This window comes from Paraburkholderia jirisanensis (genome assembly GCF_054782355.1).
Genome location: NZ_BAAGSQ010000027.1, coordinates 150,818 through 163,596, shown reverse-complemented (window position 1 = coordinate 163,596; position 12,779 = coordinate 150,818). Strand labels below are relative to the sequence as shown.

Annotated in this window: 12 protein-coding genes and 1 tRNA gene; 7 read left to right on the top strand and 6 right to left on the bottom strand. The window is 61.0% G+C overall.

Annotation, left to right across the window (positions count from 1 at the left end; translation table 11 throughout):
• Positions 1 to 699 (bottom strand): GntR family transcriptional regulator, encoded by a 699-nt coding sequence (locus ACYVNQ_RS23500; protein WP_460905123.1) that lies wholly within the window; start codon positions 697 to 699, stop codon positions 1 to 3.
• Between the two features lie 69 nt (positions 700 to 768).
• On the bottom strand, positions 769 to 1,317 hold the full coding sequence (locus ACYVNQ_RS23495; RefSeq protein WP_460905122.1) for a hypothetical protein: 549 nt from the start codon (positions 1,315 to 1,317) through the stop codon (positions 769 to 771).
• A gap of 439 nt (positions 1,318 to 1,756) precedes the next feature.
• Here ACYVNQ_RS23495 and ACYVNQ_RS23490 point away from each other — a divergent pair, with 439 nt between their 5' ends.
• Together ACYVNQ_RS23490 and ACYVNQ_RS23485 are read left to right on the top strand one after the other, a co-directional pair.
• A complete protein-coding gene (locus ACYVNQ_RS23490; RefSeq protein WP_460905121.1) occupies positions 1,757 to 2,188 on the top strand; it encodes an STM2901 family protein in 432 nt (143 codons plus the stop codon).
• Entirely contained in the window at positions 2,188 to 2,547 is a 360-nt protein-coding gene (locus ACYVNQ_RS23485) for a DUF1493 family protein (protein WP_460905120.1), read from the top strand. Before ACYVNQ_RS23490 ends, ACYVNQ_RS23485 begins: the two co-directional genes overlap by 1 nt.
• Positions 2,548 to 2,786: 239 nt before the next feature.
• Here ACYVNQ_RS23485 and ACYVNQ_RS23480 read toward each other — a convergent pair.
• The 4 genes from ACYVNQ_RS23480 to ACYVNQ_RS23465 form a co-directional block, all read right to left on the bottom strand.
• Positions 2,787 to 2,863: transfer RNA gene (locus tag ACYVNQ_RS23480), tRNA-Met, on the bottom strand.
• 97 nt (positions 2,864 to 2,960) lie between these two features.
• Entirely contained in the window at positions 2,961 to 4,619 is a 1,659-nt protein-coding gene (locus ACYVNQ_RS23475) for an MFS transporter (protein WP_460905119.1), read from the bottom strand.
• Between the two features lie 225 nt (positions 4,620 to 4,844).
• A complete protein-coding gene (locus ACYVNQ_RS23470; RefSeq protein ID WP_460905118.1) occupies positions 4,845 to 6,434 on the bottom strand; it encodes a sensor histidine kinase N-terminal domain-containing protein in 1,590 nt (529 codons plus the stop codon).
• A 14-nt stretch (positions 6,435 to 6,448) separates the two neighbouring features.
• Complete coding sequence (locus ACYVNQ_RS23465; protein ID WP_460905117.1) at positions 6,449 to 7,249, bottom strand: response regulator; 801 nt, start codon at positions 7,247 to 7,249, stop codon at positions 6,449 to 6,451.
• A gap of 303 nt (positions 7,250 to 7,552) precedes the next feature.
• Here ACYVNQ_RS23465 and recA point away from each other — a divergent pair, with 303 nt between their 5' ends.
• From recA to sucD, 5 genes are all read left to right on the top strand, one after another.
• Positions 7,553 to 8,635, top strand: coding sequence for a recombinase RecA (recA, locus tag ACYVNQ_RS23460; RefSeq protein WP_460905116.1), 1,083 nt, complete (start codon positions 7,553 to 7,555; stop codon positions 8,633 to 8,635).
• A gap of 7 nt (positions 8,636 to 8,642) precedes the next feature.
• Positions 8,643 to 9,509 carry a recombination regulator RecX gene (gene recX / locus ACYVNQ_RS23455; protein WP_460905115.1) on the top strand — a complete coding sequence of 289 codons (867 nt, stop codon included), beginning with the start codon at positions 8,643 to 8,645 and terminating at the stop codon, positions 9,507 to 9,509.
• 141 nt (positions 9,510 to 9,650) lie between these two features.
• A complete protein-coding gene (locus ACYVNQ_RS23450; RefSeq protein ID WP_460905114.1) occupies positions 9,651 to 10,472 on the top strand; it encodes a DUF2889 domain-containing protein in 822 nt (273 codons plus the stop codon).
• Positions 10,469 to 11,638, top strand: coding sequence for an ADP-forming succinate--CoA ligase subunit beta (gene sucC / locus ACYVNQ_RS23445; protein WP_460905113.1), 1,170 nt, complete (start codon positions 10,469 to 10,471; stop codon positions 11,636 to 11,638). Before ACYVNQ_RS23450 ends, sucC begins: the two co-directional genes overlap by 4 nt.
• 125 nt (positions 11,639 to 11,763) lie before the next feature.
• Positions 11,764 to 12,645, top strand: a complete 882-nt coding sequence (sucD, locus tag ACYVNQ_RS23440; protein ID WP_460905112.1) for a succinate--CoA ligase subunit alpha — start codon at positions 11,764 to 11,766, stop codon at positions 12,643 to 12,645.
• Positions 12,646 to 12,779 lie beyond the last annotated feature (134 nt).

Below are 12,779 nucleotides of genomic sequence, written 5' to 3'. Positions count from 1 at the left end.
TCAGCGCGCGAGGCGCTTTGGCGTCTCCGTTTCCGTTTCGGGTATCGCCTCGGCCATGCTGCGCACCAGATTCTCGCGGGCGTAGTCGGTGTGCTGGGCGCTCAGTTTCGCCGCCAGTTCCTCGTCGCCCTGCGCAATGGCTTCGGCGATTGCAGCGTGCTCGTCCCACACGGATTTGCGCTGGCCCGCTGCCCGAAGAACTGCGCCCATCACGCGCCGTAGATGGATCCAGTGCAGTCGCGCGGTTTCGACGATTAGTGGATTGCCGGAGGCTGTGTAGATGGCGGTATGGAACGCCACGTCGGCCTCGATCATCGCGTGGATGTCGTCACCTTTCGACACTTTGCGGCCGTGAGTGATCAGCGCTTTGTCCAGCTTGATCTTTTTGCGTGCGGCAAGACGCGCGGCGAGGCTGTCGAGGGCGCCGCGCAGTTCGTACAGGTGGCCGATTCGCGTTGCGTCGAGCGGCGTCACCTGCAGTCCGCGGCCGGGGGCATCTTCGACGAGGCCGTCTTTTTTCAGTAACCGGAAAGCCTGCAAGACAGGCGAGCGGGAGACGGCCAGTTGCTCGGCGATCTCTTCCTGCACGATTCGGGTTCCGGGGGCAAGCGAGCCCTCGCTGATGGCATCGAGCAGAACGCGATAGACCTCGTCGACGTAATCGGTGCGCGCCTGGATTTTCAGGAGTTTGGCTGGCATGGCAACAGTCGCTGTGGATACAGAATACCGATAGCTTACCAGCATTGATTTGCGCCGTTGGCGCCGGGTTTAGTCGGTGGGCGACAGGCTGGCCAGCCAGATGGGGGAGTCGGCGTGCTGGCTGCGATAGAGGCGGTTGGTCTCAGCCATGTCGGTCTTGAACGTGCTCTGTAGCGCGGCGCGCGCGGCCTCTGCGCCGCTGATGGTGGTGCCTTGTACCAGGACGACGATTGACTGGGCACCGAAGCGCTCGGCGGCGGCGATGGCAAGCGTCGCGTCTTCGGCGAGACACGCCGGATCGCAATCGCGAGCGTCGCGGACCGCAATCGAGACAAGACCGGATGAGGCACGTGCAAGGACCCATGTCGCGGATGGGCGACGGGCCGCCAAGGTCCTGCCGGGCACGCCGACCAGCCCGACTATGTCCGTGAATTGCGGGTGGCGGGTGAGGACGTCGCGGGCGGCGGCAGGAATACCGTCGCTGTTTAACCAGGTATCCCGGGTTGTTGCAGGTCGCTCACGATTGCCGAATGAGAAGCCGCTTTCGCCAATCACAAACGGCCGCGATTTGCCGCCGCGCGTCTCGGGATGAGCTATCAGGAAGTCGGTCTGGTTCATGGTGTCGATGTTTTGTCGTGGGGGAAGAACCGGTGAGTTCGACAGCGAACACGCTTGACGCACGCGGTAACAGAATTCCGAACTCCGTATACAGAAGCCTAAGACGTGAGAAGGACATGGCCTATCGGGAAAAACGCGGAGCCGAAAGCGGACAGCCGAAAATTGGCGCGTACGGCCCACCGGCCGGGCACAAAAAGCCGCTGCCCCCTTAAAGCTGGTGACGACTCGGCGACTTGTGCTTCGATAGCCGCCTCGCTAGCAGCAGGTCATTGTAAAACGATGGGTTAGACGCAATGCTTGCGGCATGCGTAATGAATGTTTCTATCTTGAAATTAGACAAACCATATTTAGTATGATGAAATTGACGTTGCTATTCAAATGATTCAATGTGCAATAAGTGAGTTGTTTTTGTGCTTGCTAAAATGAACTGAGAGCCGGAATGAGCAATATGTACAAATTCAACGGGCATGAGGATCTAAGTGCTACCGAATTGTTTTTGTTTATCGCTATGCAAGAAACCAGCGAGCAGCTTGGTATCGACGACGTTGAATATCTGATATTGATATTTTCCGGATTCAATATCTTGCCTACAAGGGCAAAGCCACTCGGTGCAACGAAAGGAACATCGGTTGCCTCTGTAATGTCGCGCGCTGTATTTAAATATCAGTTCAGACGAAAGATATTGCCGACATTCACATTGGAAAGTATGAAGGCAGCAAGGTGGGTGTTGACCCACAAACTAAGTGTATTCATCGGTAGAGCGTTGCCTGGTGTCGGTTGGGTGCTCATGGCTCGTGATGTCGGTCTGATTGGATACCAAACGGTAATTAAATTTAATCGACTGGTAAAGCCTGAGGATAGGGTGTTCTGATGGATGAGTTTTCATGGAACGATCTGGAGTCGTTTGTAAGAAAAGAAGCATGCATGTCGCCCAAAAAATCTATAACCGAAGAAACGACGGTTGTATATGATTTGGGGCAGCATGGGGACGACGCCAATGAATTTATGGAAATTTTTTTCACGAAATTCAAGATCGATAGAGGTGATTATGATTTCAGTCGATATTTTTTCATGGAAGGTGAAGGTTTGATTTCGCATTTATTTGTAAAATATATAAAACGAAACCCTCACTCACTGAAAAGAGAGGTAATGACTGTCGGCATGCTTTATAAGGCATTGGTGAGCGGTAGATGGAGTTGTGACGCGTTATCGGAAAATAAAATGTATTAAATCATGGCGGACAACCTGGAATCGGTCATCCTGTGACGGGCTCTGGAGTCGCTACGGTTGGACTGGTATCGGGACGCAGGCATCGCAAAGGTCCGCGTCGCAACTTTCGACGAGCCTTCATTTTTCTTTTGGCAGAGGGCGCTTCGTTGGAAGCCTGCGCCATCCCGTAGACATTGATGACGACGCCCGAAAACAAAAAAGCCGCTGTTCCTAACGGAACAGCGGCTTTTTCTTGATGCTGGTGGCGAATCAGGGATTCGAACCCCGGACCTGCGGATTATGATTCCGTCGCTCTAACCGGCTGAGCTAATTCGCCAAAAGAAGCGGAATTATGCTGATGTCGGCGAAGGCTGTCAAGCCCCCGCCGACACTTTCTACGGACCCTTTTCTACCTCGTCACGCCTCAGGAGAGATCAGTCCTGGGCGTAGATATTGGAGTCCTTGGTCTCCCGCACGAAAATCAGGCCGATCACGAAGGTCGCCAGCGCGATCACGATCGGATACCACAGCCCCGAGTAGATATTGCCGTTGGTCGCGACGATCGCGAACGCGGTGGCCGGCAGGAAGCCGCCAAACCAGCCGTTGCCGATGTGATACGGCAGCGACATCGACGTGTAGCGTATTCGCGTCGGGAACATCTCCACCAGCATCGCCGCGATTGGCCCGTACACCATCGTCACGTAGATCACGAGGATCGTCAGGATCACCACGGTCATCGGCCAGTTGATCTGCGCCGGGTCGGCCTTTGGTGGGTAGCCGTCCGCCTTCAAGGTCGCGCTCAGCTTGCTGTCGAACGCCTTGCCGAGGTCTTTCGCATCCGCCGCCTTGCCGTCATACGTATCGATCACGGTGTCGCCCACCTTGATCTGCGCGAGCGTGCCGGCGGGTGCCGCGACGTTCTCGTAGTTCAAGCCGGCCTTCGACAGCGCGCTCTTCGCGATATCGCACGACGACGTGAACTTCGCCGTGCCGACCGGGTTGAACTGGAACGAGCACTCGTCCGGATTGGCGATCACCACGATTGGCGCGCGCGCCTGCGCGGATTCCAGCGCCGGGTTCGCGTAGTGCGTGAGAGCCTTGAACAGCGGGAAGTAGGTCAGCGCCGCGATCAGGCAGCCCGCCAGGATGATCGGCTTGCGGCCGATACGGTCCGACAGCGAGCCGAAGAACACGAAGAACGGCGTGCCGATCAACAGAGCCAGCGCGATCAGGATGTTGGCGCTTGCGCCTTCCACTTTCAGCGTCTGGGTCAGGAAGAACAGCGCGTAGAACTGGCCCGTGTACCACACCACAGCCTGGCCGGCGGTCAGGCCGATCAGCGCGAGGATCACGATTTTCAGGTTCTTCCATTGGCCGAACGCTTCGGTCAGCGGTGCCTTCGACGTCTTGCCTTCGGCCTTGATCCGCTCGAACGCAGGCGATTCGCTTAGCTGCAGCCGGATCCACACCGAAACGGCCAGCAGGATCAGCGAAGCGATGAACGGAATGCGCCAGCCCCATGCGCCGAATGCGTCTTCGCCCATCCACGTGCGCACGCCGAGAATCACCAGCAGCGACAGGAACAGGCCAAGCGTGGCAGTGGTCTGGATCCACGACGTGTAGAAGCCACGACGGTTGGCCGGTGCGTGCTCGGCGACGTAGGTCGCCGCGCCGCCGTACTCGCCGCCGAGCGCCAGACCCTGCAACAGCCGCATACAGATAAAGATCACCGGCGCAGCAATGCCGATCGATGCATAGCCCGGCAGGAAACCCACCACGCAAGTGGACAGACCCATGATCACGATCGTGATCAGGAACGTGTGCTTGCGCCCGACCATGTCGCCGAGCCGCCCGAACACCAGCGCGCCGAACGGACGCACCGCGAAGCCGGCGGCAAAGCCCAGCAGCGTGAAGATGAAGCCGGCAGTCGGATTGACGCCTGAGAAAAAGCTCTTGCTGATGAAGGCCGCAAGCGAGCCGGCCAGATAAAAGTCGTACCACTCGAATACCGTGCCCAGCGACGATGCGAAGATCACCCGCTTCTCATCGGCTGTCATCGGCGCGTGCGAGATATTCCCGCTTACGGAAGCCATATGTCGTCTCCACTTTATGTATGCACGCGGCGCGGCTGGTCAGACGCACCGTGCCACCGATTATTGGAGTGAAAGCTTACGGCCTACTGACTCAGATCGGTCTGATTTGTGAGATGTTGTGTGGGTGTAAATTCTTTTTACGTCTGCCAATGTGTTGGCATGTTGCCTAAATTTCGGTAAATCGCGGCTAATCTCAAAAATAGGTGGTCGGCGCAAGTGTGGCGATTAGGGTAAGTCCCGGGCACGCTCCAGCGCCCGTAAGCTGACGCGCACCAGCGTGCCGGCCAGCCGCGGCGACGTCTGATAGACGTGGTCGTCGATCGTCAGCGTGCCGCCGTGCATCGTCGCGATCTCGCGCACGATCGCGAGACCCAGGCCGCTGCCGTCGCCTTCGCGTCCGAGAATCCGGTAGAAACGCTCGACCACACGGTCGCGTTCGGCGGCCGGAATGCCGAGGCCGGTGTCTTCCACTTCTATATGTACCCAGCGCCGCTGCTGCGAATCGTGCGTGCGGTCCGCGCGTACCCGAACCGTCACGCGGCCGCCGGGAGGTGTGTAGCGGATCGCGTTGTCGATCAGGTTCGACAGCATTTCGCGCAGCATCACCGGGTTGCCTTCCACCTGGATCGTATTGTTGGCATCGTCCGCTTCGGGCCCTTCATCCGGACCTTCGTAGCCGAGGTCCATCTGTTTGGCGAGCGCCGCCTGCACCCAGTCGCGCACCGCGTGCCGCGCCACCTCGGTTATCTCGACCGGCGTGAAGATCTGCCCCGACATACGGTTCTCGGCGCGCGCCAGCGCGAGCAACTGCGTGACGAGCCGCGCCGCATGCTCGGAACTGGTGGCGATCTGCTCGAGCGAGCGATGTACTTCGGCCGGCGCGTCCTGGCGCAGCGCCAGCTCGGCCTGAGTGCGCAGGCCGGCGAGCGGCGTCTTCATCTGATGCGCGGCGTCGGCGATAAAGCGCTTTTGCAGCTCCATGTTCTGTTCGAGGCGAGTCAGCAGGTCGTTGAACGACGTGACGAGCGGCTCGATTTCCGGTGGCGCGCGGCGCGCTTCGAGCGGCGACAGGTCGTCCGGGCGGCGCGCGCGGATATGCGACTGCAGCGCGTGCAGCGGCGCGAGGCCACGCGATAGCCCGAACCAGACCAGTACGATCGCCAGCGGCAGGATCACGAACTGCGGCAGGATCACGCCTTTGATGATGTCGTTGGCGAGCCGGCTGCGCTTGTCGAGCGTCTCGCTCACTTGCACCAGCACCGGCTGCGCGCCGGGCGTCTGCGGAAACTCGACGGTCGTGTAGGCCACGCGGATGTCGTTGCCGCGCAGCACGTCGTCGCGGAATTCGACGATACCCGGCTGCGGCCGGTCGTCCTCGTGCGGCAGCGGCATGTCGCGTTCGCCCGCCACCAGTTCGCCGCGTGTGCCGAGCACCTGGTAGAACACGCTATCTATATTGTCGGCGCGCAGGAAATCGCGCGTCGATTCGGGCAGCGCCAGTTCCGCGACGCCGTTTACCGGATGGATCTGTCGCGCCAGCACGTAGGCGTCGGTTTCGAGCGCGCGGTCGAACGGCCCGTTGGCGATCGACTTCGCCACCAGATACGTGACCGCGATACTCATCGGCCATAGCAGCAGCAGTGGCGCCAGCATCCAGTCGAGAATTTCGCCGAACAGCGAGCGTGGCCGCGTCTCGGCGGATGCTTCGCTCTCGTCGGGCGGCGCGAACGGGTTCGCGTAGCGGGCGTCGCGATCTTCGTCGAGGTTGGCTGCGTGGGCGGGCGGCACCGTGCCACGGTCTGCACGGGCGGACATGGGCGCGTTACCGGTTATTTGTAGTGATGGCTTGCGGGCATCGGGGCCGCTGCGGCGGAGGCTTCTGCGGCCTGGGCGGCTGCTGCGGTGCTTTGCGACGCGGCGGATGTGGCTGCTGCGGCTGCTGTAGCAGTTGCGGCGGCTGCGGGCGCGGCTTTTTCGAGGCAGTAGCCGAGGCCGCGCACGGTGATGATGCGCACGCCGCTCGGCTCGATCTTCTTGCGCAGCCGGTGCACGTACACCTCGATCGCGTTATTGCTGACTTCTTCGCCCCATTCGCACAGGTGATCGACCAGCTGTTCCTTCGACACCAGCCGGCCGATACGCTGCAGCAGCACTTCAAGCAAGCCCAGTTCGCGCGCGGACAGATCGAGCACCTGATCGTTGACGCACGCGATGCGCCCAACCTGATCGAAGCTGAGCGACCCATGCCGCACGACCGTCGGGCCGCCGCCCGCGCCGCGCCGTGTCAGCGCGCGCACGCGCGCTTCGAGTTCGTTTAGCGCGAACGGTTTGGCCATGTAATCGTCGGCGCCGAGATCGAGGCCTTTCACGCGTTGATCGACGCTGTCCGCGGCGGTCAGGATCAGCACCGGCAGGTTCGAATTGCGCGCGCGCAAGCGACGCAGCACTTCGAGACCGGACATGCGCGGCAGGCCTAAATCGAGAATCAGCAGGTCGAAACTTTGCATCGAGAGTGCAGTGTCGGCTTCGACGCCGCTTTGCACGTGATCGACCGCATAGGCCGATTGGCGGAGTGATCGAACCAGACCATCCGCGAGTATGCTGTCGTCTTCGGCAATGAGAATTCGCATGGTGCGCTGGGGTGAGGCGTGGCTGGCGCGTGGCTACCGTCTGGTTACCCCGTTTGGCTACCGCGTGGCTATCTCACGTGGGCCTCGGCGCACAGCGTCTCCGAACCTTTATTGTGGTGGTGTGGCAGCCAGTTTGGCCATGCGTGTTTACACATGCGTGTCCACGCGAATTGCGCTTGCCAAAACCACTGTTTTTTTATACAGTACCTGCGTTTGGCACGCGGCCCGTTTCGATGCTTCCCATGAAGCCTCGACAGGCTGCCCACCTGCTCAGGCGCCGTTCATCATAGCAAAGGACGATTCATGGAAGAAAGCAAGAAAGGCTCGGCTGGACTGACGGCTGAAAAGGGCAAGGCACTGGCTGCCGCGCTTGCACAGATCGAAAAGCAGTTCGGCAAAGGGTCGGTCATGCGGCTCGGCGCAGGTGAGGCGGTTGAAGACATTCAGGTGGTGTCCACCGGGTCGCTCGGCCTCGATATCGCCTTGGGCGTCGGCGGTTTGCCGCGCGGCCGCGTCGTCGAAATCTACGGGCCGGAATCGTCGGGTAAGACCACGCTGACGCTGCAGGTGGTCGCCGAAATGCAGAAGCTTGGCGGCACGGCGGCGTTTATCGATGCGGAACACGCGCTCGACATTCAATACGCGGGCAAGCTCGGCGTGAATGTGAACGAACTGCTGGTCTCGCAGCCGGATACCGGCGAACAGGCGCTCGAAATCGCGGACGCGCTGGTGCGTTCGGGCTCGATCGACATGATCGTTATCGACTCGGTCGCGGCGCTGGTGCCGAAGGCTGAAATCGAAGGCGAAATGGGCGATTCGCTGCCGGGCCTGCAGGCTCGCCTGATGTCGCAGGCGCTGCGCAAGCTCACCGGCACGATCAAGCGCACGAACTGCCTCGTGATCTTCATCAACCAGATCCGCATGAAGATCGGCGTGATGTTCGGCAACCCGGAAACCACCACCGGCGGTAACGCGCTGAAGTTCTACGCATCGGTGCGTCTGGACATTCGCCGTATCGGCTCGATCAAGAAGAACGACGAGGTGATCGGTAACGAAACCCGCGTGAAGGTGGTGAAGAACAAGGTGGCGCCGCCGTTCCGCGAAGCGATTTTCGACATCCTGTACGGCGAAGGCATTTCGCGTCAGGGCGAGATTATCGATCTGGGCGTGCAGGCAAAGATCGTCGACAAGGCCGGCGCCTGGTATAGCTACAACGGCGACCGGATCGGCCAGGGCAAGGACAACGCGCGCGAATTCCTGCGCGAGAATCCGGACATCGCACGTGAGATCGAAAACCGCATTCGCGAATCGCTGGGTGTGAATGCGATGCCGGCTGGCGCAGCAGTTGGCGCGGCCGCGGAAGAAACCGCGGGCGAAGAAGAGTAAGCATCGCGTGATACGCAAGGGCCGTCCTGTGTCCGACTCCGGGCGTGATGCGGGCGGTCCGTTTGACCCACTTGACCCACTTGACTCGTTTGACCGGTCTGATCGGCGTGATGTGCGCGCCGGCAAGTCCGGAGATTCTAGTGATTCCAGCGATCCCTCGGTCGCTGGCGATTCGTTCGATCCCTTCGAATCCTTTGATGCGCATGATCGGGCCGCTGGCCGCGGGCCTTCTGCGCGATCGGTAGCGCATGGTGCAAGCGGCGTAGCCGATGGGGATGCGGTTGGCGAAACGGTCTACACCCGTTCGCGCCGCTCATCTGCGTCTTCACCTGGCGCGTCATCTGGCGAGAAGTCAGCCGGTGGTGCCGGTGCCGATGGCGACTCTAACTCCGCCACAAAACGTCAACGCCCGACGCGCTCACTAAAAGGCCGCGCACTCGGCTTCCTGTCGCGGCGCGAGTACAGTCGCGCCGAACTATCGCGCAAGCTGGCTCCGTACGTCGAAGAGGGCGAATCGCTCGATGCGGTGCTCGACGCGCTCCAGCAGGAAAACTGGCTGTCGGATTCGCGCTTCACGGAAAGCCTCGTGCATCGGCGCGCGTCGCGGCTCGGCGCGGGTCGCATCGTCGGCGAGTTGAAGCGCCACGCCGTGAGCGCGACGCTGATCGAGGAAACCGCGGCCCAGCTACGTGAAACCGAACTGGCGCGCGCGCAGGCCGTGTGGCGCAAGAAGTACGGCCAGCTTCCCGAAACCCCCGCGGAACGCGCGAAGCAGGCGCGTTTTCTGATGTCGCGTGGCTTCTCGCAGACGATCATCGTCAAAATTCTCAAAGGCATCGACGAAGATTTCGACGAGGGCTTCGGCGGCGACTAGCGCCCGGAAGCGCCATGTCCGCCGGGCAACGCACGCAGGCTGGCGCCGCGACCTTATCCGAATAGCACGGACGGTCGGCAAACCCAAATACTCAATATGCTAAAATCCGTTGGTTTCTGAACCCGGCCTTCTTCCTCCCGCATGTCGCTTTCCCCGCCAGTGCCCCGTCAATTGCGCCATAGCCGCGCAATCCGAGCGGACGCTTACGAGCGCGCGGATGGTCTGTGGGATATTGAAGCGTGTCTAACCGACGTCAAGTCGCGCGATGTAGCGCTGGCGTCGGGCGTCCGGCCCAAAGGCCTGCCGATCCATGAACTCTGGCTTCGCATCACGATCGATCGCAAGCTCAATGTCGTCGACGCCCAGGCGTCCTCGGCCTGGGTGCCGTATCCTGGTCTTTGCGAAGCAGCCAACCCCGCCTATCGGGCTCTCATCGGGCTCAATCTCTTCCAGAATTTCCGCCGCGAGGCCGCCCGTTTGCTTGGCGGCACGCAAGGCTGCACCCATCTCACCGAGTTGTGCGCCGTCTTGCCGAGCGCCGCGATCCAGGCTTTCGCCGGTGACGTGTGGAGCACCACCAACGGAAGCCCCGAGGGTAGCCCCGGCGAAAGCACGGCAGAAAGCACAACCGGCAGCCCCGGCGCAGCACAACCCGATGGAAGCCCGGCAGGGAAGCAGCCGGCACCCCCGCATTCAAACGATAAACCGCCATTCCAGCTCGGTCGCTGCAACACGCTGCGATTCGACGGCGAGGCGGTGCGACAGTTCTATCCGCGCTGGTACGGCCATGCGCCGCGCGCGCTGCAATCAGTGCAGCCGGGCGAGCGCACAACCCGTGACGGCGGCCCAGCAAGCCCCAGCAAACAGGCTGCGCATCCCGATGGCCCCATCGGCAGCGCAGCCGAACAATCAGCCGGAACAGAAGTTCTATCCAACTCTCAGACTGAAGGGAATCACGCATGAAGATTCACGAGTACCAGGGTAAGGAAATCCTGCGGAAATTCGGAGTCGCGGTACCGCGCGGCAAACCGGTGTTCTCGGTGGATGATGCGGTCAAGGCCGCGGAAGAGCTGGGCGGCCCGGTATGGGTCGTCAAGGCGCAGATCCACGCAGGTGGCCGTGGCAAGGGCGGCGGCGTGAAGGTTGCGAAGTCGCTCGAGCAGGTTCGCGAGTATTCGAACCAGATCCTCGGCATGCAGCTCGTCACGCACCAGACCGGTCCGGAAGGCCAGAAGGTGAATCGCCTTCTGATCGAAGAAGGCGCTGACATCAAGAAGGAACTGTATATCGGCCTCGTGATCGATCGCGTGACGCAAAAGGTCGTGGTAATGGCCTCGAGCGAAGGCGGCATGGACATCGAAGAAGTCGCCGACAAGCACCCGGAAGCGATCCACAAGGTTGCCGTGGATCCGTCCAAGGGCCTGCAAGATTCGGAAGCCGACGATCTGGCCAAGAAGATCGGCGTGCCCGACGCTTCGCTGCCGCAAGCGCGCGCGATCCTGCAGGGTCTGTACAAGGCGTTCTGGGAAACCGACGCGTCGCTCGCCGAAATCAACCCGCTGATCCTGACCGGCGACGGCAAGGTGATCGCACTCGACGCGAAGTTCAACTTCGATTCGAACGCGCTGTTCCGTCATCCGGACATCGTCGCGTATCGCGATATCGACGAAGAAGATCCGGCTGAAGTCGAAGCGTCGAAGTTCGACCTCGCGTACATCTCGCTCGACGGCAACATCGGCTGTCTGGTGAACGGCGCAGGCCTCGCGATGGCGACCATGGACACCATCAAGCTGTTCGGCGGCGAGCCGGCGAACTTCCTCGACGTCGGCGGTGGTGCGACGACCGAGAAGGTCACCGAAGCCTTCAAGATCATGCTGAAGAACCCGAACCTGACTGCGATTCTGGTCAACATTTTCGGCGGCATCATGCGCTGCGACGTGATCGCGGAAGGCGTGATCGCGGCGTCGAAGGCCGTGTCGCTGAAGGTGCCGCTGGTGGTCCGCATGAAGGGCACCAACGAAGACCTCGGCAAGAAGATGCTGGCCGACTCGGGCCTGCCGATCATCTCGGCGGACAGCATGGAAGAGGCTGCGCAGAAGGTCGTCGCAGCAGCGTCGGGCAAGGCTTAAGCCCCGCTCATCACCGGATACGAATGGCGGCGCGGCGACGCGGCGCGGGCAGACCCAACGAGGCGCAAGTCGTTGCGATGTCCCGCGAGCAGGCGGCGCGAAGCCAAACGAACAGAGGTCATTACATGTCGATTCTGATCAACAAAGACACGAAGGTCATCACGCAGGGTATTACCGGCAAGACCGGTCAGTTCCACACGCGCGCATGCCGCGAGTACGCAAACGGCCGCGAAGCTTATGTCGCAGGCGTGAACCCGAAGAAGGCCGGCGAAGACTTCGAAGGCATTCCGATCTACGCAAGCGTCAAGGAAGCGAAGGCTGAAACCGGCGCAACGGTATCGGTCATCTATGTGCCGCCGGCAGGCGCAGCGGCTGCGATCTGGGAAGCGGTGGAAGCCGATCTGGATCTGGCCATCTGCATTACCGAAGGCATCCCGGTGCGCGACATGATCGAGATCAAAGATCGTATGCGTCGCGAAAACCGCAAGACGCTGCTGCTCGGACCGAACTGCCCGGGCACGATCACGCCGGACGAACTGAAGATCGGCATCATGCCGGGCCACATTCACCGCAAGGGCCGCATCGGCGTGGTGTCGCGTTCGGGCACGCTGACGTACGAAGCAGTCGGCCAGCTGACGGCGCTGGGCCTCGGCCAGTCGTCGGCAGTCGGTATCGGCGGCGACCCGATCAACGGTCTGAAGCACATCGACGTGATGAAGATGTTCAACGACGATCCGGACACGGATGCGGTCATCATGATCGGTGAGATCGGCGGTCCGGACGAAGCGAATGCCGCGCACTGGATCAAGGACAACATGAAGAAGCCGGTGGTTGGCTTCATCGCCGGTGTGACGGCGCCCGCAGGCAAGCGCATGGGCCACGCCGGCGCGCTGATCTCGGGCGGTGCGGACACCGCTGACGCGAAGCTCGAGATCATGGATGCATGCGGCATCAAGGTCACGAAGAACCCGTCGGAAATGGCGCGCCTGCTGAAGTCGATCCTGTAAGCGAGTTTTTCGACAGCTGAATCAGCTGATCGCAGCAATCTTCATCAATACGCCGGCGACCGCCGGCGTATTTTTTGATACTCTTACGTAACCCTTTCGTAAGAGCCTGAAAAGCGAGGGAGCCACGCTCCCTC

Excerpts from the sequence above, each read along its gene's own strand:
- ACYVNQ_RS23500 (WP_460905123.1), bottom strand. The coding sequence starts at position 699 with ATGCCAGCCAAACTCCTGAAAATCCAGGCGCGCACCGATTACGTCGAC.
- ACYVNQ_RS23495 (WP_460905122.1), bottom strand. The coding sequence starts at position 1,317 with ATGAACCAGACCGACTTCCTGATAGCTCATCCCGAGACGCGCGGCGGC.
- ACYVNQ_RS23490 (WP_460905121.1), top strand. The coding sequence starts at position 1,757 with ATGAGCAATATGTACAAATTCAACGGGCATGAGGATCTAAGTGCTACC.
- ACYVNQ_RS23485 (WP_460905120.1), top strand. The coding sequence starts at position 2,188 with ATGGATGAGTTTTCATGGAACGATCTGGAGTCGTTTGTAAGAAAAGAA.
- ACYVNQ_RS23475 (WP_460905119.1), bottom strand. The coding sequence starts at position 4,619 with ATGGCTTCCGTAAGCGGGAATATCTCGCACGCGCCGATGACAGCCGAT.
- ACYVNQ_RS23470 (WP_460905118.1), bottom strand. The coding sequence starts at position 6,434 with ATGTCCGCCCGTGCAGACCGTGGCACGGTGCCGCCCGCCCACGCAGCC.
- ACYVNQ_RS23465 (WP_460905117.1), bottom strand. The coding sequence starts at position 7,249 with ATGCGAATTCTCATTGCCGAAGACGACAGCATACTCGCGGATGGTCTG.
- recA (WP_460905116.1), top strand. The coding sequence starts at position 7,553 with ATGGAAGAAAGCAAGAAAGGCTCGGCTGGACTGACGGCTGAAAAGGGC.
- ACYVNQ_RS23450 (WP_460905114.1), top strand. The coding sequence starts at position 9,651 with ATGTCGCTTTCCCCGCCAGTGCCCCGTCAATTGCGCCATAGCCGCGCA.
- sucC (WP_460905113.1), top strand. The coding sequence starts at position 10,469 with ATGAAGATTCACGAGTACCAGGGTAAGGAAATCCTGCGGAAATTCGGA.
- sucD (WP_460905112.1), top strand. The coding sequence starts at position 11,764 with ATGTCGATTCTGATCAACAAAGACACGAAGGTCATCACGCAGGGTATT.